Here is a 24971-nt window from a genome sequence, read left to right as displayed (position 1 = left end):
GGAGCCGGGACTTCAGCCAGCGAGGATCATCCGATGACAACCCAGAACCTCCTTTCCACCGTGTCGCGTGCGCGGCCCGATGCAGTCGCCAAGCCGCGCCGCGTGTCGAGCGGCGCCCTGCTCGGCGGCCAGCGCGTCGTGCTGATCGAGCACAACGGCGAGTGCTACCAGTTGCGCCACACCCTGCGCGGCAAGCTGATCCTCACCAAGTAGGACGGCGCCGGGAGGAACCGGCCGCGGCCCCCGGCGGTCGGGCCGGCGGGGCGCGCGCGGGCGGCCATGCATATATATGCGCGGGTATATGCGCGGGCGGGAAGGAGGCGGCTGCGCCGCTGCGTCGTCCGCGGCGGCGGGCACGGCGCGTGGCGCGGGCAGGGTCCACACTGTCGTCCACGCCATGTTCACACCACCCGGGGGAGGTCCCCATGCCCTTGCGTTTCGTCACCTGCGACGTGTTCACCGAGCTCCGCCACGGCGGCAACCCGCTGGCGGTGGTGTTCGACGGCGAGCACCTCGATGCCGCGGCGATGCAGCGCATCGCCGCCGAGTTCAACCTGTCGGAGACCGTGTTCGTGCTGCCGCCGACGCGGCCGGACGCGGCGTTCCGGCTGCGCATCTTCACGCCGGCGGCCGAACTGCCGTTCGCCGGGCACCCGACGGTCGGTGCCGCGCTGACGCTCGCCTGGCGCGGCGCGGTGCAGGCCCATGCGGGGCGTGCCGACCTCGTGTTCGAGGAGGGCGCCGGCCCGGTGCCGGTCAGCGTGCGCTTCGACGGCGCGCGCCCGGTGTACGCCGAGCTCACCGCGCCGCGCCCGGTGGCGGTGCGCCCGGTCGACCCCGACCCGACGCGCCTCGCCGCCGCACTCGGCTTCGAGGGGCTGCTGCCCGGGCTGCGCGGCTGGGCGCCGGTGGTCGCCGACTGCGGCGTGCCTTTCCTGATGGTGCCGCTGGCCTCGCCGGCGGCGCTCGCGGTGCTTGCGCCGGACGCCGCGGCGCTCGCCCGGCTGGCGGCGGAGGTGGACGCGCGCGGCCTCTACGTGTTCGCCCCCCAGGACGCCGCGACGGCGAGCTACCGCGCGCGCATGTTCGCGGCCGGGCTCGGCATCGCCGAAGACCCGGCGACCGGTGCCGCCGCCAGCGCCTTCGCCGGCTGGCTCGCCGGGCGCGAAGGGCCGGCCAGCGGCGTGTGGCGCGGCGTGATCGAGCAGGGCGTGGAGATGGGGCGGCCGAGCCGCATCGTGCTCGCCGTCGACCGCGAGCAGGGGCGCAACGGCGCGATCCGCGTCGGCGGCGGCGCGGTGGCGGTCAGCGAAGGGCAGTTGCTGGACTGACGCGCGCCGCGGCGACTGGCGCCGGCGGGCGCACTCGGGGAACATGGCGGGCCCTGCGCCCGCCACCCCCGGAGGTTCCGTGTCCTCGTCCGCACCGGCATCCCGCGCCAACGCCTGGGCCGGCACCGTCTGCGTCGTGATCGCCGCGACCGGTTTCTCGGCCAAGGCCATCCTGATCAAGCTCGCCTACCGCTGGCAGGTCGACGCGGTGACCCTGCTCGCGCTGCGCATGGCGCTGGCGCTGCCGTTCTTCGTCGTCGCCGCGTGGTGGAGCACGCGCCGCGCGAGCGGGCGGATCGGCGCGCGCGAGTGGGCGGCGCTCGTCACGCTCGGCCTGTCCGGCTACTACCTGGCGAGCCTGTTCGACTTCATGGGGCTCGAGTACATCAGCGCGAGCCTGGAGCGCCTGATCCTGTTCCTCTACCCGACGCTGGTGGTGCTGCTGAACTGGGCCTGGTACCGGCGGGCGCCGGGGCGGCGCGAGTGGGCGGCGCTCACGCTGTCCTACCTCGGCATCGCGCTGGTGGTGGCGGGAGAGGGCGTCGGCGGGCAGCGCGAACTCGCCTGGGGCGTGGCGCTGGTGTTCGCCTCGAGTCTCACCTACGCGGTCTACCTGGTCGGCAGTGCGGCGCTGATCGCCCGCGTCGGCTCGGTGCGCTTCACCGCGCTGGCGATGACGGTGTCATGCCTGGCGGTGTTCGTGCACTACGCGCTCGCCGCCACCCCGCCGCTGACGGCGCTGCCGCTGCCGGTGTGGTGGCTGGGGCTGGCGATGGCGCTGCTGTCGACGGTGCTGCCGACCTTCCTGGTGTCGGAGGGCATCCGCCGCATCGGTGCGAACCGCGCCTCGCTGATTTCCAGCATCGGCCCGGTGCTGACCATCACCTTCGGCGTGATCTTCCTCGGCGAGGTGGTGCGACCGCTGCAGTGGTGCGGCGCGGCGCTGGTCATCGGCGGGGTGCTGCTGGTGGGGCTGCGCAAGTGAGCGCGCGCGCCGCCCGCCTGCCGCGCACGCTGTGCGCCGCGGCGCTCGTGCTCGCGGCGCTGCCGGCCGCGGCGCTGGAGGCGCGCCGGGTCGAGCAGGACGGCGTCGACTACGTGGTGGCCGACGTCGATCTCGCGCGCGACGCGCTCGAGCTGCTGTGGCGCCGGCCGGACGACGGCGAACCCTTCGGCACCCTCGGCGAGGTCGAGAACTGGGCGCGGCAGCGCGGGCGGCGGCTCGCCTTCGCGACCAACGCCGGCATCTACGCGCCGGGGCAGGTGCCGCTCGGCCTGTTCGTGGAGGACGGCCGCACCCGCGTGCCGCTCAACACCGCGCACGGCGCCGGCAACTTCTTCATGCGGCCGAACGGGGTGTTCGCGGTCTACGGCCGCGACCGCGCGCGGGTGGCGAGCACCGCGGCCTGGGCCGCGCGCCCCGGGGCGCCGCGGATCGCGACGCAGTCCGGCCCGCTGCTGCTGCAGGACGGGCGCATCAACCCGCGCTTTGCCGCGACCTCCGACAGCCGCCACATCCGCAGCGGGGTGTGTGCGCCGCAGCCGCAGCGGGTGCTGTTCGTGATCAGCGAGTCGCCGGTGACCTTCCACGCCTTCGCGCGCGTGTTCCGCGACCACCTCGGCTGCCGCGACGCGCTCTACCTCGACGGCACGATCTCGCAGCTCTACCTCGCCGGCCAGCCATACGCCGGCGCGAGCCGCTGGCTCGGCCGCCCCTTCGCCGGCATCTTCGCCGTGCTAGAACCACGCTGAGCCGCGTCGGCGCACGGTTTGGCGCCGTTTCACCGCTCTGCCTACAATCCGCCGCCGCAGGCCGTGCGACCGCGGCATCCCGACGAGGACCGAACATGAGCGAAAACCGCAGCGGTCGACGTGGCCGCGGCAAGGCCCACTCACCCATCGAGGTGGTCGAGGCCGACACCCTGGCGGCGGACGCGGCCGGCGCCGCACGCCCCGGCGACCAGGTGATGTACGAGGCGGTGCTCGCCGCCGTGATGGAGAGCCGCCTGCGCCCCGGCATGCGCCTGACCGAGGCCGCCTGCTGCGAGATCTTCGATCTCGGCCGGCTGGCGGTGCGCAAGGCGCTGCTGCGGCTCGCCCATGAAAAGCTCGTCGATCTGCGCCCCAACCGCGGCGCGGTGGTGGCGAGCCCGACGCCGGCCGAGACCCGCGAGATCTACTTCGCCCGGCGCATGGTCGAGACCGCGCTGATGCCGCTCGCGGTCGCCGCGGCCACGCCCGCGGTGTGCGCCGAGCTGCGGGCGATCGCCCACGAAGAAGCCGCCGCGGTGGAGCAGGGCGAGCGTTCGGCGGCGCTGATGCTGTCGGGGCGTTTCCACATGCGCGTGGCCGAGCTCGCCGGCAACGGCGTGATGACCGAGATACTCGCCGGCCTGCTGTCGCGCACGCGCCTGATCGTCGCGCTGTACGGCCCGCCCGAGGGCAGCCCGGGCGTGCCCGAGCGCCACCTGGCGCTGGTCGACGCGATGGAGGCGGGCGATGTCGCCGGCGCCGTCGCGCTGATGGAGCGGCACATCATTCTGGTCGAGCAGGCACTACGCTTCGACGTGCCGGCGCGCGAGACCGACCTGTTCGACATCTTCACCCGCCGCTGACGTTCCCACCGCCTCGCCCCGCACCGCCGCGGCCCGCCCGCGTGCCGGTGCGAGGGTGCCGCTCCGCCCTTCATCCGCGTTGCTTCACGGCACGGGACAGGCCGGGGCTTCTTCGGCTGTCTGCATTATTGTCAACAAAATATATATAAAATTGTTTACAAGTTTATTGATAAAGTGTTTACAGGTTGTTATCGTGCCTCCCGCACCTGATCGCATCGACGCGACGGTGTGGCCGGACCTGCACCGGCACCTGCCCAGATGACCACCCCCGCCGCCAGTACGGCGGGCAGCCGCGAGGAGATTTCGAACCATGGGCCGATTGACCACGCATGTACTCGATACGGCACGGGGCCAGCCCGGCGCCGGTATCCGCGTCGATGTGTACGCGCTCGACGGTGAACGGCGTCTGCTGAAGACGGTGCTCACCAACCACGACGGGCGCTGTGACCAACCGCTGCTCGAAGGCGCCGAGCTCGGCGTCGGGCACTACGAGCTGGTGTTCCACGTCGGCGCGTACTTCGCCGCGAACGGCGTCGAGGCACCGAGCCCGCGCTTCGTCGACGAGGTGGCGCTGCGCTTCGGTGTCGCCGAGCCCGCGCAGCACTACCACGTGCCGCTGCTGGTATCGCCATACAGCTACTCCACCTACCGCGGCAGCTGAGGGAGCGACGATGGAAGGTTATTTGTCCGAATGGCTGAACCTGCTGCTGCGCTGGTTCCACGTGATCGTCGCGATCGCCTGGATCGGTGAGTCCTTCCACTTCGTGGCGGTCGACAACAGCCTGAAGAAGCCGGAAGACCCCGAGGCCGAGAAGCGCGGCGTCGGCGGCGAGTACTGGTGCGTGCACGGCGGCGGCTTCTACAACTTCCAGAAGTACCGCGTGGCGCCGGCGGTGCTGCCGAAGAGCCTGCACTGGTCCTTCATCCCCTCGTACAGCACCGCGCTGTCGGGCCTCGCGCTGATCAGCGTGCTGTACTACTGGAACGCCAGCAGCTACCTGATCGACCGCAGCGTGCTCGACATCCCGGGCTGGGCCGGCGTGCTCATCGGCATCGCCTTCCTCGCCGGCGGCTGGCTGGTCTACGACCGTCTGTGCAAGTCCAAGCTCGGCCAGGACGAGCGCAAGCTCGGGCTGGCGGTGGCGGCCTACTGCGTGGTCGCGGCCTTCCTGCTCTGCCACGTGTTCAGCGGCCGCGGCGCGTTCCTGCATTTCGGCGGCATGCTCGCGCTGATCATGACCGCGAACGTGTTCTTCGTGATCATCCCCGGTCAGCGCGAGATGGTGCGCGCGGCACAGGAAGGCCGTGAGGTCGACCCCGAGCCGGGCCGTCGTGGCAAGCAGCGCAGCGTGCACAACACCTATTTCACGCTGCCGGTGCTGTTCGCGATGATCAGCAACCACTACGCGGTGACCTACGGCTCGTCGTGGAACTGGCTGGTGCTGCTGGCCATCGCCGCTTCGGGCGCGCTGATCCGCCACTTCTTCGTGATGCGCCACCGCGGCGAGAAGCACGTCTGGGCGCTGGCGGTGTCGGCGGTGCTGCTGCTCGCCGTGTTCTTCGGCCTGATGCCGGCCGCGCCCAAGGCGGTCGCCGGTGTCAGCAACGCCGAGCTCTTCGCCAAGGCGCAGCGGGTCATCGATGCACGCTGCGTGCAATGCCACGCAGCCAAGCCCAGCCCGCAGTTCGGCTTCCCGTCGCCGCCCAAGGGCGTCGCCTTTGACACCCCCGAGCAGATCGTCGCCAACGCCCAGGGCATCCAGCAGCAGGTGGTGGTGGCGAAGTCCATGCCGCTCGGCAACCTGACGCAGATGACCGACGACGAGCGCCAGACCATCGCCACGTGGATCAGCGCCGGCGCCAAGGCCAAGTGACGCAGCAGGCCCGCCTCCAGGAGAGCGCAAGCATGTCCCAGACCTACACCCTGCAGCAGATCAACGCGATGGACCGCGCGACCTTCACCCACACGCTCGGCGGCATCTTCGAGCACTCGCCGTGGATCGCCGAAGCCGCCTGGGCGCGGCGGCCGTTCGCCTCGGTCGCCGGGCTGCACGCGGCGATGCTCGCCGAGCTCGATGCCGGCGGCGAGAGCGCACAGCTCGCGCTGATCCGCGCCCACCCCGAGCTCGCCGGCAAGGCGGCGGTGCGCGGCGAGCTGACCGAGGAGTCGAAGAGCGAACAGCGCGGCGCCGGCCTCGACCAGTGCAGCCCCGAGGAGTTTGCCCGGCTGACCGAGCTCAACGCCGCCTACGGCGCGAAGTTCGGCTTCCCGTTCATCCTCGCGGTCCGCGGCCACACCCGCGAGAGCGTGCTCGCGAACATGGCGGCGCGCGTCGACAACGACCCCGCGGTGGAACTGCGCACCGCGCTCGAGCAGATCGCGCGCATCGGTGAGCTGCGCCTGAACGACCTGATCGTCGGCTGACGGCGCCCCGGCCCGGTGAACCCGGGCCGGGACATAAAACGAACAGAGGAGAGGTACCCGATGAGTACTACCAACCCTGCCGTCGACGGCGTCGACGCCGTCGACGCCGTCGACGACGCCGCTGCCGCCGCCGCCGCTGCGGTAGACGAGCGACTACCGCTCAGCCGCCTGCTCCCGCTCGGCCTGCAGCACGTGCTGGTGATGTACGCCGGCGCCGTGGCGGTGCCGCTGATCATCGGCCGCGCCGCCAAGCTGTCCGAGGCCGAGATCGCCATCCTGATCAACAGCGACCTGCTCGCCTGCGGCCTGGCGACGCTGCTGCAGTCCCTCGGCCTGTGGAAGTTCGGCATCCGCCTGCCGGTGATGATGGGTATCTCCTTCGCCACCGTGTCGCCGATGCTGGCGATCATGGCCAACCCCGAACTGGGCCTGCTCGGCGTGCTCGGGGCGACGATCTTCGCCGGTGCCTTCGGCATCCTGGTGGCACCGTTCGTCGGGCGGTTGCTGCCGTTCTTCCCGTCGGTGGTCACCGGCACGATCATCACCGTGATCGGCATCACCGTGATGCGGGTGGGCATCGGCTGGGCCGCCGGCGGGCAGCCGACGCTGCCGAACGGCACGCCCAACCCGGCCTACGGTGACCCGCTCAACCTCGGCATCGCCTTCGCCGTGCTGGCGGTGATCCTGCTGGTCCTGAAGTTCGGCCGCGGCTTCCTGGCCAACATCTCGATCCTGCTCGGCCTGGTGTTCGGGTACGTGGTCTGCCTCGGGCTCGGCAAGGTCGATCTCAGTGCGCTGGGCCAGGCCTCGTGGCTGGGCGTGGTGGCGCCGATGCATTTCGGCATGCCGAAGTTCGACCTGCTTGCCTGCTTCACGCTGTCGCTGATCATGCTGGTGGTGATGGTCGAGTCGCTCGGCATGTTCCTCGCGCTCGGCAGCATCACCGGCGTCGAGCTCAGCCGCGAGCGCATCACCGCGGGCCTGCGCGTCGACGGCATGGGCACGCTGCTCGGCGGCTTCCTCAACACCTTCATGCACACCTCGTTCTCGCAGAACGTGGGGCTCGTGGCGGTGACCGGCGTGCGCAGCCGCTGGGTCTGCGTGGTCGGCGGCGTCATCCTGATGTCGTTCGGCTTCCTGCCCAAGATGGCGTACACGGTGGCGTCGATCCCGCAGTACGTGCTGGGCGGTGCCGGGCTGGTGATGTTCGGCATGGTCGCCGCCACCGGCATGCGCATCCTCGCCTCGGCGCTGCTGAAGAGCCAGGCGAACCTGTACATCGCCGGCATCAGCATCAGCCTCGGCATGATCCCGCTGATGGCCGACAAGTTCTTCAGCAAGCTGCCGCATGCGCTCGAACCGCTGCTGCACAGCGGCATCCTGCTGGCGACGATCTCGGCGATCGTGCTCAACGTGATGTTCAACGGCGTGCGCTACGGCTACGTGGAAGCGCGCGAGCAGGCCGCCGCGCACTGATACGGCCCGGCTCCGGCCCTCACCGCGGCCCCCGCGACGTCACCGTCGCGGGGGCCGCGCTACGTTTGGTGGGAGCCGGTGACTGAACATCACCGTGTCGGCGCCGCGTTCAGGTGCCGGCGGTGATGCGCCAGCAGCGGTGGATGCGCGGGTTGCGGGCGAAGTCGGGCGGGATGGTGCCGGCGCTGATGTCCTCGATCGCGAGGTCGGCGAGCGCCGCGGTGTCGAGGCGAAAGCGCCGGTGGTTGTTCGAGAAGATCAGTTCGCCGCCGGGTTCGAGCAGCGCCACCGCGCGGCGGATCAGCGTGACGTGGTCGCGCTGCACGTCGAGCGTGCCGCTCATGCGCTTGGAGTTCGAGAAGGTCGGCGGATCGAGGAAGATCAGTCCGTAGCGCCCGCGCGCGTGCTCCAGCCACGCCAGGCAGTCGGCGCGCACCAGCCGGTGTGCGTCGCTGCCGCAGCCGTTCAGCGCGAGGTTGCGCCCGGCCCAGTCGAGGTAGGTGGCCGACAGGTCGACCGAGGTCGTCGTGCGCGCCCCGCCGAGCGCCGCATGCACGGTCGCCGCGCCGGTGTAGGCGAACAGGTTGAGGAAATGCCGCCCGTGCGCCAGCCGGCCGAGCAGCGCGCGGGTGATGCGGTGGTCGAGGAAGAGCCCGGTGTCGAGATAGTCGAACAGGTTCACCAGCAGCCGCGCCGGGCCTTCCCGCACCTCCAGGAACTCGCCGTGCTCGGCCTGGCGCGTGTACTGGCTGCTGCCCTTCTGGCGGCTGCGCACCTTCAGTGCGATGTGCTCCGGCGCCACGCCGAGCGTGTCCGGCAGCACCGTCATCACCTGTTCCAGGCGCTCGGCGGCGGTGGCCTCGGGGATCGTCGCCGGCGCCGCGTACTCCTGCACGTGCAGCCAGTCGCCGTAGCGGTCGACCGCCACCGCGTACTCGGGGATGTCGGCGTCGTAGAGCCGGTAGCAGCTGATGCCCTCGCGCGCCGCCCACTTGCCGAGCGTGCGCAGGTTCTTCTTCAGGCGGTTGACGAAGGCGTCGGCGCCGCCGGCGAGCGCGCGCTCCAGCGTGGCCTCGTGCCGGCGCCGGTCGGCACCCTCGCGGTCGACGAAGGCCGATGGCTCGACGCTGAACTGCAGCAACTGGCAGGGCAGCGGGCCGTTGTGGAAGGTGTTGGCCTTGTGCGCCCGCAGGCCCATGCGCTTGCCGAGCGCGGGGTTGCCGGTGAACAGCGCCACCTGCCAGCCGCCGAAGCGCGCCTTCAGCACGTCGCCGAGCTCGGCGTAGGTGGCGCGCAGTGCCTCCTGCTCGCCGAGACGCTCGCCGTAAGGGGGGTTGACGATCACCAGCCCGGCCGGGCCGCGCGGCGGCTCGGCGCGCGCGAGTTCGCGACGCTCGACGTGGATGCCGCCGGCGAAGCCCGCCGCCTGCACGTTGGCGAGCGTGGCACGCACCGCGCGCGGGTCGGCATCGCAGGCGACGATCGCCGGCAGGCGCGCGCGGCCGGCGGCGGCGCGCTCGCGCGCCTCGAGCACCAGTTCACGCCACAGCGCGGGCTGGTGCCGGCGCCAGCCGTAGCAGCCCCAGTGCGTGCGCTCGAGCCCCGGCGCGCGGTCGGTGGCGATCAGCGCGGCCTCGATCGCGAAGGTGCCGGAGCCGCACATCGGATCGAGCAGCCCGCCGCCGGCCGCGGCGAGCGCCGGCCAGCCGGCCTTGAGCAGCAGCGCGGCGGCGAGGTTCTCCTTCAGTGGCGCGGCGACGGTCTCCACCCGGTAGCCGCGCCGGTGCAGGCTGTCGCCGGCGAGGTCGATGGCGATGCGCGCGGTGTCCTTCAGCACGAACACGTTGATGCGCAGGTCCGGGGTGTCGCGGTCGACCGACGGGCGCCGCCCGCTGAGCTCGCGCAGGCGGTCGACGATGCCGTCCTTGACCCGCTGCGCGCCGTACTGCGAGTGCGTGATCGCCGCGCCGCTGCCGGCGAAGTCCACCGCCAGCGTGCCGTCGGGGTCGAGGTGCTCCTCCCAGGCCAGCGCGCGCACGCCGGCGTACAGCGCATCGGCATCGGGCGCCGGCACGCTCGCCAGCAGGTACAGCACACGGTTCGCGGTGCGCGACCACAGGCAGGCGCGGTAGGCCACCGCCAGCGGCCCGTCGAAGGCGACGCCGCCGCGGCTCTCGCGCGCCCGGCTCGCGCCCAGGGCCAGCAGCTCGGCGGCGAGCAGGGGTTCGACGCCCTGCGGCGCGGTGGCGAAGTAGGGCAGGTCGGCGGCGGGGGGGGCGGCGGTCATCGCGCGGTCCGGAGCGGGCGGGCCGGCCATTCTACACGCCGGCATCGCCGCGCCCGGCTATCATCCGCGGCCCGTCGTGCCGGCCCGGAGGGGTGCCCGTGGAAGACCGCATCATCGAACTCGAGATCCGCCTCGCGCACCACGAGGTGCTGCTCGGCGACCTGAACGACGTGGTCGTGCGCCAGGCGCGCGAGCTCGACCGCCTGGCGCGCGAACTCGCGCTGTTGCGCGAGCAGGTCAAGGCGCAGGCCGAACTGAACCTCGCCGCGCGCGGCGAGGAACCGCCGCCGCCGCACTACTGAGGTGCGCTCAGGCGCCGGTGGCGACCTGCACCGGGGTGGCGCCGAGCACGCGGCGCAGCTCGGCCGGATCGATGCCGACCAGGTAGCCGCGCTTGCCGCCGTTGATGTAGATGCGCGGCAGCTCGAGCACGCTCGCCTCGACGTACACCGGCAGCGCATGGCGGGTGCCGAACGGCGAGGTGCCGCCGACGCGGTAGCCGCTGTGGCGTTCGGCCACCGCCGGGTCGCAGGGCTGCACGCGCTTGACGCCGAGCACGCGCGCCAGTGCGCCCACTGACACCTGACGGTCGCCATGCATCAGTACGATCAGCGGCCGGCGCGCCTCGTCCTCCAGCACCAGCGTCTTCACCACGGCGTGCTCGTCGACGCCGAGCGCCTGCGCGCTGTGCAGGGTGCCGCCGCGCTCGACGTAGTCGTAGAGGTGGTCGGTGAAGGCTACGCCGTGCTGGCGCAGCACGCGTACGGCCGGGGTCACCGGCGCTCGGGGCTTGCTCATGGGGCGGTTCCACGACGGTTGGGGGTGCGCGGGCGGTGCCGCGAACCGCCGTACAGGCAGGTTCGGGGCCGAAAAGGGAATTCCGGATTGCATACCAGTGTAAAATTAGGTAACAATCGAACCAATTTTTTTGCTGTCAGAGGTTAAACCCATGCTGACGAGGGGTCCTATGCACGTACTGGATGATGCCGCTGAAGAGACCGAGGCCGAAGCCTGCCCGCCGCGTCGGGGTTTCCTGCGACTCGCGGCCGCTGCGGTCGGCACCTTGGTAGCCGCGCCCGTCCTCGCCAAGACCACGCCGCCGCCCGCGGGCAAAACCAGCACCAGCCAGAAGCAAGCCGCCACCGCCGCCCGTTCTTCCGCGTCCACCACCCGCGTCGCCGCCAAGCCCGCCGCTGCCGATAGCCGCACCAGCAAGCTCAGGAACGTCGATACCTCGGGCCGGCGCATCACCGAGCGCAGCTCGCGGGTGCGCGAGGTCTACAAGCCCCACCTGCGCAGTCGCGAAGGCCTCGCGCGCGCCGAGCGTGAAAACCTCGGGCACACCTCGCGCGGGAGCGTGGCGCACGTGCAGCCGGTCGCCGACACGACCTCGCTGCAGGCGCCGGTGATCCACACCGAAGCCAAGACGCTGACGCCCGATATCGCCTTCCGCTCCGGCGACCGCGCCATCAGCCTCTACGCCCCCAACACCGGCGAGGCGATCCGCTCGGTGTTCTGGACCCCGCGCACCGGCTACGTGTCGCAGTCGATCAAGGAGCTGAGCTGGGCGCTGCGCGATCACCACAACGACGAGTTCAAGCTGTTCGACGAACGCGCCTTCGACATCGTCTACGCGATGCAACTGCTGATGGGCACGACCCGCGAGACCCACGTGATCTCCGGCTACCGCTCGCCCGAGACCAACTCGCTCTTGCGCGAGGAGAGCCGCGGCGTCGCCAAGAACAGCTTCCACATCCAGGCGCGCGCGGTGGACCTGCGCATGCCCGGCGTGAGCCTGGCGATGATGCACCGTGCCGCGCTGTCGCTGCGTGCCGGCGGCGTCGGCTACTACCCGCGCTCCAACTTCATCCACGTCGACACCGGTCCGGTGCGCTCCTGGGGCTGAGCCCCGCCCGCAGAATCCCCTGCGACGGCCCCCGCCCTGCGGGGGCCGCGCGTTTCAGGGGCGGCGAACCGCGCCCAGCGCCGGCCCGGTGCACCCCCTCACGCCTGACGCCCTCGCCACGCCGGCCGCGGTGCCAAGTTGCGCGCCGTACCGGGCCCGGGTGCATTCGGCCTCCTATAGTGGGTACCGGTGCGGCGGCAGCGGGGCTGCCGCACCGGCGCCGTGGCCGCCCGCCGCTCGTACCGGCGCTGGCGGGTGCGGCGCGCCATCCCCGGGAGACCGAGAAGGAGCCACGCCATGAGCACGCCCTACGTCCGCCTCGACAAGCACGCCGCCGCCGTCCTGCTGGTGGACCACCAGGCCGGCCTGCTGTCGCTGGTGCGGGACATCGAGCCCGACCGCTTCAAGAACAACGTACTGGCGCTCGCCGACCTCGCCAGGTACTTCGAGCTGCCGACGATCCTGACCACAAGCTTCGAGGACGGTCCGAACGGGCCGCTGGTGCCCGAGCTCAAGGCGACCTTCCCGGACGCGCCCTACATCGCCCGGCCCGGCCAGATCAACGCCTGGGACAACGCCGATTTCGTCCAGGCGGTGAAGGCGACCGGCCGCAGGCAGTTGATCATCGCCGGCGTGGTCACCGAGGTCTGCGTCGCCTTCCCGGCGCTGTCGGCGCTGGAGGAGGGCTTCGAGGTGTTCGTCGTCACCGACGCCTCGGGCACCTTCAACGAGCTGACCCGGGATTCGGCCTGGCAGCGCATGGCCGCTGCCGGCGCCCAGCTGATGACCTGGTTCGGCGTGGCCTGCGAGCTGCACCGCGACTGGCGCAACGACATCGAGGGCCTGGGCACGCTGTTCTCGAACCACATCCCCGACTACCGCAACCTGATCACGAGCTACACCACGCTCACCGCCGGCCGCTGAGGGGCAGGCGCCCCGACGCTCGGCGCGCCCGGCGCGGCGGGGCTCAGCGCTGGCGCCGGTAGGTGCCGACGAGCTGCGCCTGGCCCAGCACGTGGCCCTGCATCGCGCGCTCCAGCGCCGCCTTGGTGGGGCGGTGCAGGTCGGGGAAGCGGGTGTCGAGCGCGTACAGCTTGAAGAAGTAGCGGTGTTCCCCGACCGGCGGGCACGGCCCGCCGTAGCCGCTGCGCCGCCAGTCGTTGAGCCCGGCCAGCGTGCCGGCCGGCAGCTCGGCGTCGCCCGCCGCCTCGGGCAGGTGGCCGGCGGAGGCCGGGAGGTTGTACAGCACCCAGTGCACCCAGGTCATCTTCGGCGCCGCCGGGTCGGGAGCGTCGGGGTCGTCGACCACGAGCGCGAGGCTGCGGGTGCCGGCCGGCGGCGCGCTCCACTGCAGCGGCGGCGAGACGTCGCGGCCCTCGCAGGTGTACACGTAGGGGATCGGGGCGTGGTCGGCGAAGGCCGACGAACTCAGGCTCATGTCCATGGGGTTTTCCTCCGGCGCGAGCGGATGGTGGCCGGCACGCCTGCGCCGGCGCCCGCACGGGCGCGCGATACCGCCCGCTCCCGATGTTGTAGCCGGGACGGCGACGCCGCGCACGCCCGGGCGCACGGCCATCCCCGCCGCGGGATCGATTCCCGCGGCGGGCTGTCGCAAGCGATGGCAGCGTGCGCAGGCCCCGGCCCGCGCCGCGGCTCCGTTCCTGCCCGCCCCGCGAGGTTCCGCCATGCTCGACAGCTTCCAGGCCCGCGCCACCCTGAGCGTCAACGGTCGCGACCACACCCTCCACCGCCTCGCCGCGCTGGCTCCCCACGCCGCGGTGGAGCGCCTGCCGTACGCGCTGAAGATCCTGCTGGAGAACCTGCTGCGCTGCGAGGACGGCGTCGACGTGCGCGCCGATGACATCCTGGCGCTGGCGCGCTGGCAGCCCGGTGCGGTCGCCGAGCGCGAGATCGCGTTCACGCCGGCGCGCGTGCTGATGCAGGACTTCACCGGCGTGCCGGCGGTGGTCGACCTGGCAGCGATGCGCGAGGCGATGGCCGCACTCGGCGGCGACCCGGCGAGGATCAACCCGCTGGCGCCGGCCGAGCTGGTGATCGACCACTCGGTGATGGTCGACCATTTCGCCGCGGCCGATGCGCTCGAGCGCAACGCCGAGCTCGAGTTCGCCCGCAACCGCGAGCGCTACGCCTTCCTGCGCTGGGGCCAGCAGGCCTTCGACCGCTTCCGCGTGGTGCCGCCGCGCACCGGCATCTGCCACCAGGTCAACCTCGAGTACCTGGCGCGGGTGGTGTTCACCGACGCGCGCGACGGGCTGCACGTCTACCCCGACACCCTGGTCGGCACCGATTCGCACACGACGATGATCAACGCCCTCGGCGTGCTCGGCTGGGGCGTCGGCGGCATCGAGGCCGAGGCGGCGATGCTCGGCCAGCCGATCACGATGCTGATCCCCGAGGTGGTCGGCATGCGCCTGCGCGGGCGGCTGCGCGAGGGCGTGACCGCGACCGACCTGGTGCTGACGGTCACCCAGCGGCTGCGCGCGCACGGGGTGGTCGGCAAGTTCGTCGAGTTCTTCGGCCCGGGGCTCGCCGGGCTGCCGCTCGCCGACCGCGCGACGATCGCCAACATGGCGCCCGAGTACGGCGCCACTTGCGGGCTGTTCCCGATCGATGCCGAAACGCTCGCCTACCTGCGCCTGAGCGGGCGCGACGCGGCGCAGGTCGCGCTGGTCGAGGCCTACGCCCGCGCGCAGGGGCTGTTCGCCGAGCCCGGCGCGCCCGAGCCGCTCTACAGCCAGGTGCTCGACCTCGACCTCGACGCGGTCGAGCCGAGCCTCGCCGGTCCGCGGCGCCCGCAGGACCGCATCGCGCTCGCCGCGGCGCGGCCGGCGGTCGAGCAGGCGCTGGCGCAGGCCGCCGCGGCGCGCGGCGCCGGGCAGCCCGGGCGCGTCGAGGTCGCCGACGGCGGCTACACGCTCGCCGATGGCGCGGTGGTGATCGCCGCGATCACCTCGTGCACCAACACCTCCAACCCCGGCGTGATCCTCGGCGCCGGGCTGCTGGCGCAGAAGGCGCTGGCGCGCGGGCTGCGCGTGCGGCCGTGGGTGAAGACCTCGCTCGCGCCGGGCTCGCAGGTAGTCACCGCCTACCTCGAAGCCAGCGGGCTGCTCGCGGCGCTCGAAGGGCTCGGCTTCGCGCTGGTCGGCTACGGCTGCACCACCTGCATCGGCAACTCGGGGCCGCTGCCCGGGCCGGTCAGCGCGGCGATCCGCCAGGGCGACCTCGCGGTCGGCGCGGTGCTGTCGGGCAACCGCAACTTCGAGGGTCGCATCCACCCGGAGGTGAAGCTCAACTTTCTCGCCTCGCCACCGCTGGTGGTCGCCTACGCACTCGCCGGCACGCTGGCGATCGACCTCACCCGCGAGCCGCTCGGGCTCGACGGCGACGGCCGCCCGGTGCTGCTGAAGGACATCTGGCCCTCGGCCGAGGAGATCGCGCGCGCGGGCAGCGTGATCTCGCAGGCGATGTTCCGCGAACGCTACGCCGACGTGTTCGCCGGCGACGCGCACTGGCGGGCGATCGCCACCCCCGCCGCCGGGCGCTACGCCTGGGACGCGCAGTCGACCTACATCCGCCACCCGCCGTACTTCGAGGGCATGACCCGCGAGCCGCCCGGCTTCGCGCCGATCGCCGACGCCCGCGTGCTGCTGCGCCTCGGCGACTCGATCACCACCGACCACATCTCGCCGGCGGGCTCGATCAAGCGCGACGGCCCGGCCGGGCGCTACCTGGTCGCGCACGGCGTCGCGCCTGCCGACTTCAACTCCTACGGCGCGCGTCGCGGCAACCACGAAGTGATGGTGCGCGGCACCTTCGCCAACGTGCGCCTGCGCAACGAGCTCGTCCCCGGCACCGAGGGCGGGGTGACGCGCCACCAGCCCTCGGGCGAGACGCTCAGCGTGTACGACGCCGCGATGCGCTACGCCGCCGAGGGCGTGCCGCTGGTGGTGCTGGCCGGCAAGGAGTACGGCACCGGTTCGAGCCGCGACTGGGCCGCCAAGGGCACGCGCCTGCTCGGCGTGCGCGCGGTGATCGCCGAGAGCTACGAGCGCATCCACCGCTCGAACCTGGTCGGCATGGGCGTGCTGCCGCTCGAGTTCCCCGCCGGTGCGTCGCGCGACACGCTCGGGCTTTCCGGCAGCGAGCGCTACGCGATCGAGGGCCTGGTGCCGGGGGCGCGCTCAGTCACGGTGGTGGTGCGCCCCGACGCCGGGCAGGAGCGGCGCTTCCCGGCGCGCGTGCGCATCGACACGCCGAAGGAGTGGGCGTACTTCGAGCACGGCGGCATCCTGCCCTACGTGCTGCGGCAACTGGCCGGCTGAGCCGCGGCGCCGGTCGCCGGAGCCTCAGCCGCCGGCGCGGCTGCGCCGCCACGCCGCCGGCGGCAGTCCGACCAGGCGCTTGAAGGCGCGGCAGAAGGCGGCCTCGGAGTCGTAGCCGACCTCCTGGGCGATCGCCGCGACGGGGCGGCTGCTCTCGCGCAGCCGCTGCGCGCCGGCCTGGATGCGCCAGTGCGCGAGGTACTGCATCGGCGGCTGCTCCAGGTAGCGCACGAAGCGCTCGTGCAGCGCCGAGCGCGACAGCCCCACCTCGCGCCCCAGCTCGTCGATGCTCCACGGGTGCGCCGGGCGCTCGTGCAGCAGCGCGAGCGCCCGGCCGACGTAGCGGTCGCGCAGCCCGGCGAGCCAGCCGGTGGCGTCGGCGGGCAGGTGGTCGAGGTAGCGGCGCGTGGTGTCGACGAACATCATCTCCGCCAGGCGTTCGAGCACCGCCTCGGCGCCGGGGCGGCGCTGGGTCGATTCGAGCGCCGCCTGGTCGATCACGTGCGCGACCCATTGCCCGGCCTGCGCCGCCGGCACGTGCAAAAGCCGCGGCAGCCCCGCGATCAGCGGGTTGAACGGGCGCAGGTCGCAGCCGAGGAAGCCGCAGACGATGATGGTGTCGGCATCGGCGACCGGCAGCGGCGAGCCCGGCTCCTTGACGCCGTGGTGGAAGGCGATCGGCAGCGGCTTGGCCAGGTGGCGCGTGGCGTACACCCACTCGGCGTCGATCGGCGTCGCCGGCATCCCCGGTGCGCTCGACATCACGTGCGCGTCGCCGTGCGGGAACATCACGATGTCGCCGGCGGCCAGCCGCACCGGGGCGAGCCCCGAGGTCGCCGCCCAGCCGCCGCCCTTGGCGACCATGTGGAACTCCATCACGTGTTCGACGCCCGGCATCACCGCTTCGGCGATCTCGACCGCCGGCGGCGCCGAGGCGGCCCAGTCCTCCCAGTAGCTCACGTAATAGAACACCGCGCCGCGGAAGCGCACCGCGCGCAGCAGATCGGAAAGCGTGTCCCGGTTCATCGTGTCAGGCCGGCCTGCGGGCAGTCCCGATCGGACCCTGTGGATTATCGATCGGCTAGGGCGGCGGCGAAAAGCGGACGCACGGGCAAAACGCCGCGACGCACGGAAAAGCGTGCGGCGGCCGGGGTTTCGACAATGGGTGTGTCGGACGGCGTGCCGCAGGCGCGCGACGGCACTCCCCGATGCCCACGCGGCGTCGGCCGTCGCCCGCCGCACCCCGCAGCCGACCCCCGTAACCCGCAGGAGAACCGATCATGAGCCTCGATACCGCCCTTTGCCCCACCCCCGCCGCGCCGCCGGCCGCCACCCCGGACTTCGCCGTGATCAAGCAGCGCCAGCAGGCGGCCTGGGCCAGCGGCGACTTCGCCGTCATTGGCACCACGCTGCAGATCGTCGGCGAGACCCTCGCCGAGGCCGCCGACGTGTGCGCCGGCGAGCGCGTGCTCGACGTCGCCGCCGGCAACGGCAACGCCACGCTCGCCGCCGCGCGGCGCTTCGCCGAGGTCACCGCGATCGACTACGTGCCGCACCTGCTCGACAAGGCGCTTGCCCGTGCGCACGCCGAAGGGCTCGGCGTCACCGTGCGCGAGGCCGATGCGGAGAACCTGCCGTTCGCCGACGCGAGCTTCGACGTGGCGCTGTCGACCTTCGGCGCGATGTTCACGCCGCAGCACGCCCGCGCCGCCGGCGAGCTGCTGCGCGTGGTGCGCCCCGGCGGGCGCATCGGGCTCGCCAACTGGACGCCCGAGGGCTTCATCGGCGAGCTGTTCCGCGTGGTCGGCCGGCACGTGCCGCCGCCGGCGGGGGCGCCGGTGCCGATGCGCTGGGGCGACGAGCCCTACATCGTCACGCTGTTCGGCGCGCGTGCCGCCGACATCCGCTGCGTGCGCCGCCAGTTCAACTTCCGCTACCGCTCGGCGGCGCACTGGATCGAGGTGTTCCGCGCCTACTACGGCCCCACGCACAAGGCCTTCGCGGCGCTCGACGCCGCCGGCCAGGCGCGCCTGAACGCCGATCTCACGGCGCTGCTCGAAGCGCGCAACGTCGGCGGCGCGGGCTCGCTGGTGGTGCCCGGCGAGTACCTCGAAGTCGTCATCACGCGGCAATGAGCGCGCGGCCCCGGGAGGCGTCGGCATGAAGGCTCCTTCGATCCTGCTGGCCGCCGTGCTCGCCGGGGCCTGCCCGGTCGCCACGCCCGATGCGCCGGCGCTGCCCGCCGGCATCGGGAAGATGCCGGTCACACCCGCCTTCGAGGTCTTCGGCGAGCCCGCCGAGCGGTCGCGGGCCCTGTTGTCGCCGATGCGCGCCGGCAGCCGCGGGCAGGCGGCGCCATCCGGGGCCGGCGTGCCGCTGCCGTACGGCCTGCCGCTGTGGGATGCCGCCTGGCGGCCGATGACCGACGCCGGGGTCCACGTGCCTGCCGGCGCGGTGCCGGTGGCGCGGCTGCGCTCCGCGGGGGCACGCGGTCGCGCCGCCCGCCGCGGCGTTCAGCGCCGCAGCTCGGCGACGAAGTCGTAGTAGTCGCTGCGGCACCAGGTGTGGGTGATCTCGACTGCGCGGCCGTCCTCGGCGTAGCCGACGCGGGTGATGAACAGCAGCGCGTGGCCCGCCGGCACCGCGAGCAGCTCGGCCTGGCGGGCGCTCGCGTTGGCGGCGCGGATGTGCTGCAGCGCGCGCACCGGCACCGCGCCGCGCTCGGCGAGGAAGTGGTAGAGCGAATCGGTGACCGCCTCGGGGTTGGGCAGCGCGAAGATCGGCAGCGCGCTCGACTCGTAGGCCATCGGCGTGGCGTCGGCGAGGCGCACGCGCTCCAGCCGTGCCACCCGCGCGCCCGGCGACAGGCCGAGCGCGACCATCTCGTCGGGCAGGGCCGGGCCGACGGCGCGGCGCAGCCAGCGCGAGCTCGGCACGAAGCCGCGCTGCCTGAGCTCCTCGGTGAAGCTGGTCAGCCGCGTCAGCGGCTGTTCGAGCAGCGGCGCGATGTAGTTGCCGGAACCGTGGCGGCGCACGATCAGGCCCTCGCCGGCGAGCGCGTCGATCGCCTTGCGCGCGGTTACCCGCGAGATGCCGAGCTTCTCGGCCAGCGTGCGTTCGGAGGGCAGGGCCTCGTCGGTGCTGAAGTGGCCGTCGCGGATCAGGCGCGCGAGTCCGTTGCGCACCTGCACGTACAGCGGGGTCGAGGCGTGCGGGTCGAGGCCGAGGGCGGCGGCCAGCGGGTCGTCGGCGGGGGAATCGGTGGCGTCGCTCGTCATCGGGGCGATCCGGGGCAGGGGACGAGCCATTACGATACCACTGCGCTACCAGCGTCGCGCCACTGCCGGCTTCAGCCGGCGCGGGTGCCGAGCCCGCGCGCTTCGAGGATCGCGCCGGCCAGTTCCTCGACCGAGTGGACCGAGGAGTCGAGCCAGCGGATGCCCTCGCGGCGCATCAGCGCCTGCGCCGCCTGCACCTCGGCGCGGCAGTTGTCGAAGCTCGCGTAGCGGCTGCCGGGGCGGCGCTGCTCGCGCACCCCGGCCAGGCGCTCGGCGGCGACCGTCAGGCCGAACAGCTTGGGGCGCATCTTCAGCAGCGCCTGCGGCAGCCGGCCGCGTTCGAAGTCATCGGGGATCAGCGGGTAGTTGGCCGCCTTCACCGCGTGCTGCATCGCCAGGTACAGGCAGGTCGGCGTCTTGCCGCTGCGCGAGACGCCGACCAGGATCACGTCGGCCTCGTCGAGGCGCGCGTCCGACGCGCCGTCGTCGTGCGCCAGCGCGAAGTTGATCGCCTCGAAGCGCGCGCGGTGGTCGCGCAGCCGCGCGTCGCGCACCTTGGGGATCGACTTGGCCTGCAGGGCCGCCTCCAGCGGCCCGATGAAGGTCTCGAACAGGTCGAAGAACACACAGTCCAGGGCCCGCAGCGCCTGCGCCGCCTCCGGGTCGACGAGGGTCGCGAGCACCAGCGGCGGCACCCCGTCCGCTTCGCGCGCGCTGCGCACCTGGTCGACGCAGGCGTACAGGCGGGCGAAGGTGTCCACGCCGCCCAGGCGCACCTGGCGGAAGGCGAAGCCTTCGAACTGGGCGAGCAGGCTGTGACCGAGGGTTTCGGCGGTCAGGCCGGTGCCGTCGGAGACGTAGAACACGCTGCGGGCCGGGGCGGACATGGCGTTTCTCCTCGAGGGGCCGGGGGTCAGGCGTTGGCCTTCAGGGTACCGCGGATTTCCTCCGCGACCGTGTCGGCGATCGGCCCGAGCACCACCTGCACGCTGCCCGGCGCGGGCTTGATCAGGCCGCGGGCGCCCAGCGCCTTGAGCTCGGCATCGCGCACCAGGGCGTTGTCGACCACCTGCAGGCGCAGCCGCGTGGTGCAGGCATCGACGTTCTTCAGGTTGGCGGCACCGCCGAGCGCGGCAATCAGCTTCTCGGCGCGCGTTCCGGCCGCGGGCGCCGGGCGCGGGGCGGTGGCGCCCTTCAGCGTCGCGCGCACCTCGTCGGCGAGGATCTCGGCACCGGGGCCGACGATCACCTGCACCGCACCCGCGCCGGGGCGCACCACGCCCTTGGCACCGAGCGCCTTGAGGTCGGCTTCACGCACCTGCTGGTTGTCGGCGACCGCGAGGCGCAGCCGCGTGGTGCAGGCGTCGACGTCGCGGATGTTGGCGGCACCGCCGAGGGCGGCGACGAAGCCGGCGGCGCGCGTCGCCGGGGCGAGGTCGAGCGGCGCGTCCATGTTCTCCTCGGCCAGCTCCTGCGGGGTTTCGCGGCCCATCGTGGCGAGGTCGAAGCGGCGGATGAAGAAGCTGAACAGGCCGTAGTACACCGCGAAGTAGGCGAGGCCGACCGGCACGATGAGCCAGGAGTTGGTCGAGATGCCGTAGGAGAGCACGTAGTCGAACGCACCGCCGGAGAAGGTGAAGCCGGCCTTGACGTTGAGCGCGTACATCAGCGCCATCGACACCCCCGTCAGCACCGCGTGGATGCCGAACAGCACCGGGGCGAGGAACAGGAAGGAGAACTCGATCGGCTCGGTGACGCCGGTGAAGAAGGAGGTCAGGCCCATCGACAGCAGCACGCCGCCGACCAGGTGCTTGTTCTCCGGACGGGCGTTACGGTACATCGCCAGGCAGGCGGCCGGCAGGCCGAACATCATCACCGGGAAGTAGCCGGCCATGAAGGCTCCCGCGGTCGGGTCGCCGGCGAAGAAGCGCTTCAGGTCGCCGTGGATCACCTCGTTGGCGACCGAGAAGTCGCCGAACACGAACCACACGAGGTTGTTGAGGATGTGGTGCAGGCCGGTGACCAGCAGCAGGCGGTTCAGCGCGCCGTAGATGAACAGGCCGATCTCGCCCGAGCCGATCAGCCAGTGGCCGATCAGGTCGATGCCCTTCTGGATCGGCGGCCAGCCGAAGCCGAACACCACCGCGAGCACCAGCGCCGCGAGGCCGCTGGCGATCGGCACGAAGCGCTTGCCACCGAAGAACGCCAGCCACTCGGGCAGGGCGATGTCCTTGTAGCGGTTGTAGAGCACGCCGGCGACGATGCCCATGATCAGGCCGGCGAGCACGCCCATGTTGATGCCGGCGTCGATGGTCTTCATCGCCGCGACCAGCACGAAGTAGCCGACCGCGCCGGCGAGGCCGGCGACGCCGTTGTTCTCCTTGGCGAAGCCGACGGCGACGCCGACGGCGAACAGCAGCGCGAGGTTGGCGAACACGGCGTCGCCGGCCTGCGCCATGAACGAGATGTTGAGCAGATCGGGCTGGCCGAGGCGCAGCAGGATGCCGGCGATCGGCAGTACGGCGATCGGCAGCATCAGGGTGCGGCCGAGCTGCTGGATCGCAGCGAAGCGGTTGGCGGACATGGAGGACTCCTCGGTTCTCGGGTGGTGTTCGGGGTTCAGGCGGAGGCGTCGAGCCACGGCCAGGTGGCCTTGACGTGGGCGCGGATCGCTTCGGGCGAGCTCAGTTGCAGCGCGGCGCGGGCGGCGGCCTGGCATTCGGCGAGCGTCACGCGGCGCACCACGGCCTTGATCTCGGGGATCACCGCCGGGCTCGCCGACAGCTCGGTGACGCCGAGGCCGATCAGCAGCGGCACCGCGACCGGGTCGGACGCCATCGCGCCGCACACGCCGAGCCAGCGGCCGTGACGCGCCGCGCCCTCGGCGGCCTGTGCCATCAGCCGCAGCACCGCCGGGTGCAGGCCGTCGAGGCGGGCGGCCAGCGCCGCGTTGACGCGGTCCATGCACAGCGCGTACTGGGTGAGGTCGTTGGTGCCGACCGAGAAGAAGTCGGCCTCCCGGGCGAGCTGGTCGGCGAGCACCGCGGCCGAGGGGGTCTCGATCATCACGCCGAGCTGCACCCGCTCGCTGATGCCCATCTCGGCGGCCAGGCGGTCGAGCACCGCGCGCGTCTCGGTGATCTCGGCGAGGTCGGTGACCATCGGCAGCATGATCTTCACCGCCGCGAGCGGCTTGACCGCGAGGATCGCGCGCAGCTGCTCGGTCAGCAGCGCCTCGCGCGCCAGGCACAGGCGGATGCCGCGCAGGCCGAGCGCCGGGTTCTCCTCGGCCGGCATCGGGATGTACGGCAGCTCCTTGTCGGCGCCGACGTCGAGGGTGCGGATGATCGCGCTGCGCCCTTCGAGGGCATCGATCACCGCCTGGTAGTCGGCGCGCTGCTCGGCCTCGGTCGGCGCGGTCGTGCGGTCGAGGAACAAGAGCTCGGTGCGCAGCAGGCCCACGGCCTCGGCGCCGAGCTTCACCGCCTCGCGCGCATCGGCGGGGGTGGCGATGTTGGCGGCGATCTCGATGCGCACGCCGTCGGCGGTGGTGGCCGCGGCGTGCGCCGAGGCGAGCGCCGCGGCACGCGCCACGCGGCGGCGTTCGACCTCGGCGCGGGCGGCGGCGAGGCGCTCTTCGCCCGGCGCGGTGTCGAGCACGCCGTGCTCGGCGTCGACGATCACCAGCGTGCCGGCGGCGAGCTCGGCGAGCTGCGGGCCGACCGCGACCAGCGTCGGGATGCCCTGGGCGCGGGCGAGGATCGCGACGTGCGAGGTCGGCCCGCCGTGCGCGGTGACGATCGCCGCCACGCCGGCGCGCTCCAGCGCCGGGAAGTCCGACGGCAGCAGGTCGTCGGCGAGCAGCACCGCGTGCGGCGGCAGCTCCGGCGCGCTGGCGGCGTCGCCGGCGAGCTTGCGCAGCACCTGCCGCTCGACGTCGCGCAGGTCGTTGGCGCGGCCGGCGAGCAGCGGGTTGCCGGTGGCGACCAGCGCCTCGCACTGCGCCTGCGCCGCCGCGCGCCAGGCGAAGGCGGCGCTCTTGCCGGCGCCGATCAGCGCCTGCGCCTGCGCCAGCATCTCGGGGTCCTCGGCGAGCGCGTGGTGGGCGGCGTAGATGCCGGCCTGGTCGGCGAGGCCACGGCGCTCGGCCTCGGCCACCGCCGCCTCGATGTCGCCGATCACCGCGTGCAGCGCGGCGTCGAGCGCGCGGCGCTCGAGGATCTCGCCTTCGCCCTGCTCGTGGATCTCGCCGACGCCGTGCTCGAAGCGCGCGGTGGTGCCGAGCGCGAAGCCGGGCGAGGCGATGACGCCGCCGAGCTGGTGCGGCGCCAGTTCGCGCGCCGGCGCGGCGGCGGCAGGCGCGGCCGGCGCCGCGTGCACGGCGGCGGCGGTGACGGTTTCCAGCGCGACGATCGCCGCCTCGAGCGCGTCGCCGGCGCGGGCGCCGACCGCGGTGAGCTGTACCTCGTCGCCTTCGCCGACGCCGAGCGTCATCAGCGCGGTGGCGCTGCGGGCGTTGGCGCGCTTGCCGTGGAGGTGGATCTCGACCGTCGCGGTGAACGCCTTCACCGCGTTGGCGACCAGCGCGCTCGGCCGGGCGTGCAGGCCGCCGGCGTGGGCGACCACCGCCCAGCCGCTGGCGGTCTCGTCGCCACCGGCCTCGACGGCAGCCGCGACCGGCTCGGCACCGACCAGCGTCAGCAGCGCCGCGCCGACGGCGATGCTGCCGTCGCTGGCGCGCCAGCTGATGCGGTGTTCGTCGCTGTTCTCCACCACCAGCACGGTCAGCGACGGCTTGCCGTGGCGTTCGAGCACTGCGGCGTCGAACTCGATCAGCGGCTGCCCGGCCTGCACGCTGTCGCCCTCGGCGATGCGGGCGCTGAAGCCCTCGCCCTGCAGCAGCACGGTGTCGAGCCCGATGTGCAGCAGCACGCGGGCACCGCTCGCGGTTTCGAGGGTGCAGGCGTGGCGCGAGGCGTGCAGCTGCACGATGCGCCCGGCGCAGGGGGCGTGCAGCACGCCGTCGCGCGGATCGATGGCGAGGCCGTCGCCCATCAGGCGGCCGGCGAACACCGGATCGGGCACGGCTTCGAGCGGCACGACGGTGCCGTTCGCGAAGGCCGACAGGTTCAGTTGCGGGGCAGTCATCGGGATCTCCAATCGTCGTGGTTCTGGTGGTGAAGGCGTGGGTGACCGACTGGCACCTGACCTTTGACACCAGTCTAATACCACTTAGAAGGCTGTCAAGACCTTTTGAAGTGACCCTGCGGGCGGTTTTCGCCCTTGGTATGCACATTTTTATGCTGCATT

Annotated in this window: 23 protein-coding genes; 15 read left to right on the top strand and 8 right to left on the bottom strand. The window is 72.7% G+C overall.

Features of this window, described 5'->3' with window-relative positions; translation table 11 throughout:
* The first annotated feature begins 33 nt into the window (after nucleotides 1–33).
* The 9 genes from hemP to EV699_RS15450 all read left to right on the top strand — a co-directional run bounded on the left by hemP (nucleotide 34) and on the right by EV699_RS15450 (nucleotide 7847).
* Nucleotides 34–213 (top strand): hemin uptake protein HemP, encoded by a 180-nt coding sequence (gene hemP / locus EV699_RS15490; RefSeq protein WP_132544400.1) that lies wholly within the window; start codon nucleotides 34–36, stop codon nucleotides 211–213.
* A gap of 212 nt (nucleotides 214–425) precedes the next feature.
* A complete protein-coding gene (locus EV699_RS15485; RefSeq protein ID WP_132544398.1) occupies nucleotides 426–1331 on the top strand; it encodes a PhzF family phenazine biosynthesis protein in 906 nt (301 codons plus the stop codon).
* A gap of 79 nt (nucleotides 1332–1410) precedes the next feature.
* Nucleotides 1411–2316, top strand: a complete 906-nt coding sequence (locus tag EV699_RS15480; RefSeq protein WP_243662697.1) for a DMT family transporter — start codon at nucleotides 1411–1413, stop codon at nucleotides 2314–2316.
* Complete coding sequence (locus EV699_RS15475; RefSeq protein ID WP_243662696.1) at nucleotides 2313–3083, top strand: phosphodiester glycosidase family protein; 771 nt, start codon at nucleotides 2313–2315, stop codon at nucleotides 3081–3083. The genes EV699_RS15480 and EV699_RS15475 overlap by 4 nt, the downstream gene beginning before the upstream one ends.
* Nucleotides 3084–3178: 95 nt before the next feature.
* A complete protein-coding gene (locus EV699_RS15470; protein WP_132544395.1) occupies nucleotides 3179–3946 on the top strand; it encodes a GntR family transcriptional regulator in 768 nt (255 codons plus the stop codon).
* A gap of 310 nt (nucleotides 3947–4256) precedes the next feature.
* Entirely contained in the window at nucleotides 4257–4607 is a 351-nt protein-coding gene (gene uraH, locus EV699_RS15465; RefSeq protein ID WP_132544393.1) for a hydroxyisourate hydrolase, read from the top strand.
* A 10-nt stretch (nucleotides 4608–4617) separates the two neighbouring features.
* Nucleotides 4618–5820 carry a urate hydroxylase PuuD gene (locus EV699_RS15460; protein ID WP_132544391.1) on the top strand — a complete coding sequence of 401 codons (1203 nt, stop codon included), beginning with the start codon at nucleotides 4618–4620 and terminating at the stop codon, nucleotides 5818–5820.
* A 32-nt stretch (nucleotides 5821–5852) separates the two neighbouring features.
* A complete protein-coding gene (uraD, locus tag EV699_RS15455) occupies nucleotides 5853–6371 on the top strand; it encodes a 2-oxo-4-hydroxy-4-carboxy-5-ureidoimidazoline decarboxylase (protein ID WP_132544390.1) in 519 nt (172 codons plus the stop codon).
* Between the two features lie 60 nt (nucleotides 6372–6431).
* On the top strand, nucleotides 6432–7847 hold the full coding sequence (locus EV699_RS15450; protein ID WP_132544388.1) for a nucleobase:cation symporter-2 family protein: 1416 nt from the start codon (nucleotides 6432–6434) through the stop codon (nucleotides 7845–7847).
* A 109-nt stretch (nucleotides 7848–7956) separates the two neighbouring features.
* Here the strand turns inward: EV699_RS15450 and rlmKL are convergent, their stop codons facing one another.
* The gene (gene rlmKL, locus EV699_RS15445) at nucleotides 7957–10134 is read right to left on the bottom strand and encodes a bifunctional 23S rRNA (guanine(2069)-N(7))-methyltransferase RlmK/23S rRNA (guanine(2445)-N(2))-methyltransferase RlmL (RefSeq protein WP_132544387.1); all 2178 of its coding nucleotides are present in this window, start codon (nucleotides 10132–10134) and stop codon (nucleotides 7957–7959) included.
* Nucleotides 10135–10232: 98 nt separating this feature from the next.
* Here rlmKL and EV699_RS15440 point away from each other — a divergent pair, with 98 nt between their 5' ends.
* The gene (locus tag EV699_RS15440; RefSeq protein WP_243662695.1) at nucleotides 10233–10436 is read left to right on the top strand and encodes a SlyX family protein; all 204 of its coding nucleotides are present in this window, start codon (nucleotides 10233–10235) and stop codon (nucleotides 10434–10436) included.
* 7 nt (nucleotides 10437–10443) lie between these two features.
* On the opposite strand, the gene ybaK is transcribed toward EV699_RS15440, so the two are convergent.
* Complete coding sequence (gene ybaK, locus EV699_RS15435) at nucleotides 10444–10932, bottom strand: Cys-tRNA(Pro) deacylase (RefSeq protein WP_132544383.1); 489 nt, start codon at nucleotides 10930–10932, stop codon at nucleotides 10444–10446.
* A gap of 169 nt (nucleotides 10933–11101) precedes the next feature.
* On the opposite strand from ybaK, the gene mepK reads away from it, so the two are divergent.
* Together mepK and ycaC are read left to right on the top strand one after the other, a co-directional pair.
* On the top strand, nucleotides 11102–12040 hold the full coding sequence (gene mepK / locus EV699_RS15430; RefSeq protein WP_132544381.1) for a peptidoglycan L,D-endopeptidase MepK: 939 nt from the start codon (nucleotides 11102–11104) through the stop codon (nucleotides 12038–12040).
* Between the two features lie 297 nt (nucleotides 12041–12337).
* Nucleotides 12338–12964, top strand: a complete 627-nt coding sequence (gene ycaC / locus EV699_RS15425; protein WP_132544379.1) for an isochorismate family cysteine hydrolase YcaC — start codon at nucleotides 12338–12340, stop codon at nucleotides 12962–12964.
* 43 nt (nucleotides 12965–13007) lie between these two features.
* Here the strand turns inward: ycaC and EV699_RS15420 are convergent, their stop codons facing one another.
* Nucleotides 13008–13484 carry a YbhB/YbcL family Raf kinase inhibitor-like protein gene (locus tag EV699_RS15420; RefSeq protein WP_132544377.1) on the bottom strand — a complete coding sequence of 159 codons (477 nt, stop codon included), beginning with the start codon at nucleotides 13482–13484 and terminating at the stop codon, nucleotides 13008–13010.
* A 241-nt stretch (nucleotides 13485–13725) separates the two neighbouring features.
* On the opposite strand from EV699_RS15420, the gene acnA reads away from it, so the two are divergent.
* A complete protein-coding gene (gene acnA / locus EV699_RS15415) occupies nucleotides 13726–16383 on the top strand; it encodes an aconitate hydratase AcnA (RefSeq protein ID WP_132544375.1) in 2658 nt (885 codons plus the stop codon).
* Between the two features lie 24 nt (nucleotides 16384–16407).
* Here the strand turns inward: acnA and EV699_RS15410 are convergent, their stop codons facing one another.
* On the bottom strand, nucleotides 16408–17409 hold the full coding sequence (locus tag EV699_RS15410; protein WP_132544373.1) for an AraC family transcriptional regulator: 1002 nt from the start codon (nucleotides 17407–17409) through the stop codon (nucleotides 16408–16410).
* Nucleotides 17410–17663: 254 nt separating this feature from the next.
* Here EV699_RS15410 and EV699_RS15405 point away from each other — a divergent pair, with 254 nt between their 5' ends.
* Nucleotides 17664–18518, top strand: coding sequence for a class I SAM-dependent methyltransferase (locus EV699_RS15405; protein WP_132544371.1), 855 nt, complete (start codon nucleotides 17664–17666; stop codon nucleotides 18516–18518).
* A 25-nt stretch (nucleotides 18519–18543) separates the two neighbouring features.
* On the top strand, nucleotides 18544–18927 hold the full coding sequence (locus EV699_RS15400; RefSeq protein WP_132544369.1) for a hypothetical protein: 384 nt from the start codon (nucleotides 18544–18546) through the stop codon (nucleotides 18925–18927).
* On the opposite strand, the gene EV699_RS15395 is transcribed toward EV699_RS15400, so the two are convergent.
* From EV699_RS15395 to ptsP, 4 genes are all read right to left on the bottom strand, one after another.
* On the bottom strand, nucleotides 18897–19661 hold the full coding sequence (locus tag EV699_RS15395; RefSeq protein ID WP_132544367.1) for a GntR family transcriptional regulator: 765 nt from the start codon (nucleotides 19659–19661) through the stop codon (nucleotides 18897–18899). The genes EV699_RS15400 and EV699_RS15395 overlap by 31 nt on opposite strands.
* Nucleotides 19662–19732: 71 nt before the next feature.
* Complete coding sequence (locus EV699_RS15390; protein WP_132544366.1) at nucleotides 19733–20548, bottom strand: pyruvate, water dikinase regulatory protein; 816 nt, start codon at nucleotides 20546–20548, stop codon at nucleotides 19733–19735.
* A 26-nt stretch (nucleotides 20549–20574) separates the two neighbouring features.
* Nucleotides 20575–22245, bottom strand: coding sequence for an N-acetylglucosamine-specific PTS transporter subunit IIBC (gene nagE, locus EV699_RS15385; protein ID WP_132544364.1), 1671 nt, complete (start codon nucleotides 22243–22245; stop codon nucleotides 20575–20577).
* 35 nt (nucleotides 22246–22280) lie between these two features.
* Entirely contained in the window at nucleotides 22281–24809 is a 2529-nt protein-coding gene (gene ptsP, locus EV699_RS15380; protein ID WP_132544362.1) for a phosphoenolpyruvate--protein phosphotransferase, read from the bottom strand.
* Nucleotides 24810–24971 lie beyond the last annotated feature (162 nt).

Source organism: Plasticicumulans lactativorans, from assembly GCF_004341245.1.
GTDB lineage: Bacteria > Pseudomonadota > Gammaproteobacteria > Competibacterales > Competibacteraceae > Plasticicumulans_A > Plasticicumulans_A lactativorans.
This window is presented reverse-complemented; position numbering and strand designations above follow the sequence as displayed.

Coding starts and splice junctions, on each gene's coding strand:
- EV699_RS15485 (WP_132544398.1), top strand. CDS start 426: ATGCCCTTGCGTTTCGTCACCTGCGACGTGTTCACCGAGCTCCGCCAC.
- ycaC (WP_132544379.1), top strand. CDS start 12,338: ATGAGCACGCCCTACGTCCGCCTCGACAAGCACGCCGCCGCCGTCCTG.
- mepK (WP_132544381.1), top strand. CDS start 11,102: ATGCACGTACTGGATGATGCCGCTGAAGAGACCGAGGCCGAAGCCTGC.
- ptsP (WP_132544362.1), bottom strand. CDS start 24,809: ATGACTGCCCCGCAACTGAACCTGTCGGCCTTCGCGAACGGCACCGTC.
- acnA (WP_132544375.1), top strand. CDS start 13,726: ATGCTCGACAGCTTCCAGGCCCGCGCCACCCTGAGCGTCAACGGTCGC.
- EV699_RS15405 (WP_132544371.1), top strand. CDS start 17,664: ATGAGCCTCGATACCGCCCTTTGCCCCACCCCCGCCGCGCCGCCGGCC.
- nagE (WP_132544364.1), bottom strand. CDS start 22,245: ATGTCCGCCAACCGCTTCGCTGCGATCCAGCAGCTCGGCCGCACCCTG.
- ybaK (WP_132544383.1), bottom strand. CDS start 10,932: ATGAGCAAGCCCCGAGCGCCGGTGACCCCGGCCGTACGCGTGCTGCGC.
- EV699_RS15460 (WP_132544391.1), top strand. CDS start 4,618: ATGGAAGGTTATTTGTCCGAATGGCTGAACCTGCTGCTGCGCTGGTTC.
- EV699_RS15410 (WP_132544373.1), bottom strand. CDS start 17,409: ATGAACCGGGACACGCTTTCCGATCTGCTGCGCGCGGTGCGCTTCCGC.
- rlmKL (WP_132544387.1), bottom strand. CDS start 10,134: ATGACCGCCGCCCCCCCCGCCGCCGACCTGCCCTACTTCGCCACCGCG.
- EV699_RS15450 (WP_132544388.1), top strand. CDS start 6,432: ATGAGTACTACCAACCCTGCCGTCGACGGCGTCGACGCCGTCGACGCC.
- hemP (WP_132544400.1), top strand. CDS start 34: ATGACAACCCAGAACCTCCTTTCCACCGTGTCGCGTGCGCGGCCCGAT.
- uraH (WP_132544393.1), top strand. CDS start 4,257: ATGGGCCGATTGACCACGCATGTACTCGATACGGCACGGGGCCAGCCC.
- EV699_RS15420 (WP_132544377.1), bottom strand. CDS start 13,484: ATGGACATGAGCCTGAGTTCGTCGGCCTTCGCCGACCACGCCCCGATC.
- EV699_RS15470 (WP_132544395.1), top strand. CDS start 3,179: ATGAGCGAAAACCGCAGCGGTCGACGTGGCCGCGGCAAGGCCCACTCA.
- EV699_RS15400 (WP_132544369.1), top strand. CDS start 18,544: ATGAAGGCTCCTTCGATCCTGCTGGCCGCCGTGCTCGCCGGGGCCTGC.
- uraD (WP_132544390.1), top strand. CDS start 5,853: ATGTCCCAGACCTACACCCTGCAGCAGATCAACGCGATGGACCGCGCG.
- EV699_RS15395 (WP_132544367.1), bottom strand. CDS start 19,661: ATGACGAGCGACGCCACCGATTCCCCCGCCGACGACCCGCTGGCCGCC.
- EV699_RS15390 (WP_132544366.1), bottom strand. CDS start 20,548: ATGTCCGCCCCGGCCCGCAGCGTGTTCTACGTCTCCGACGGCACCGGC.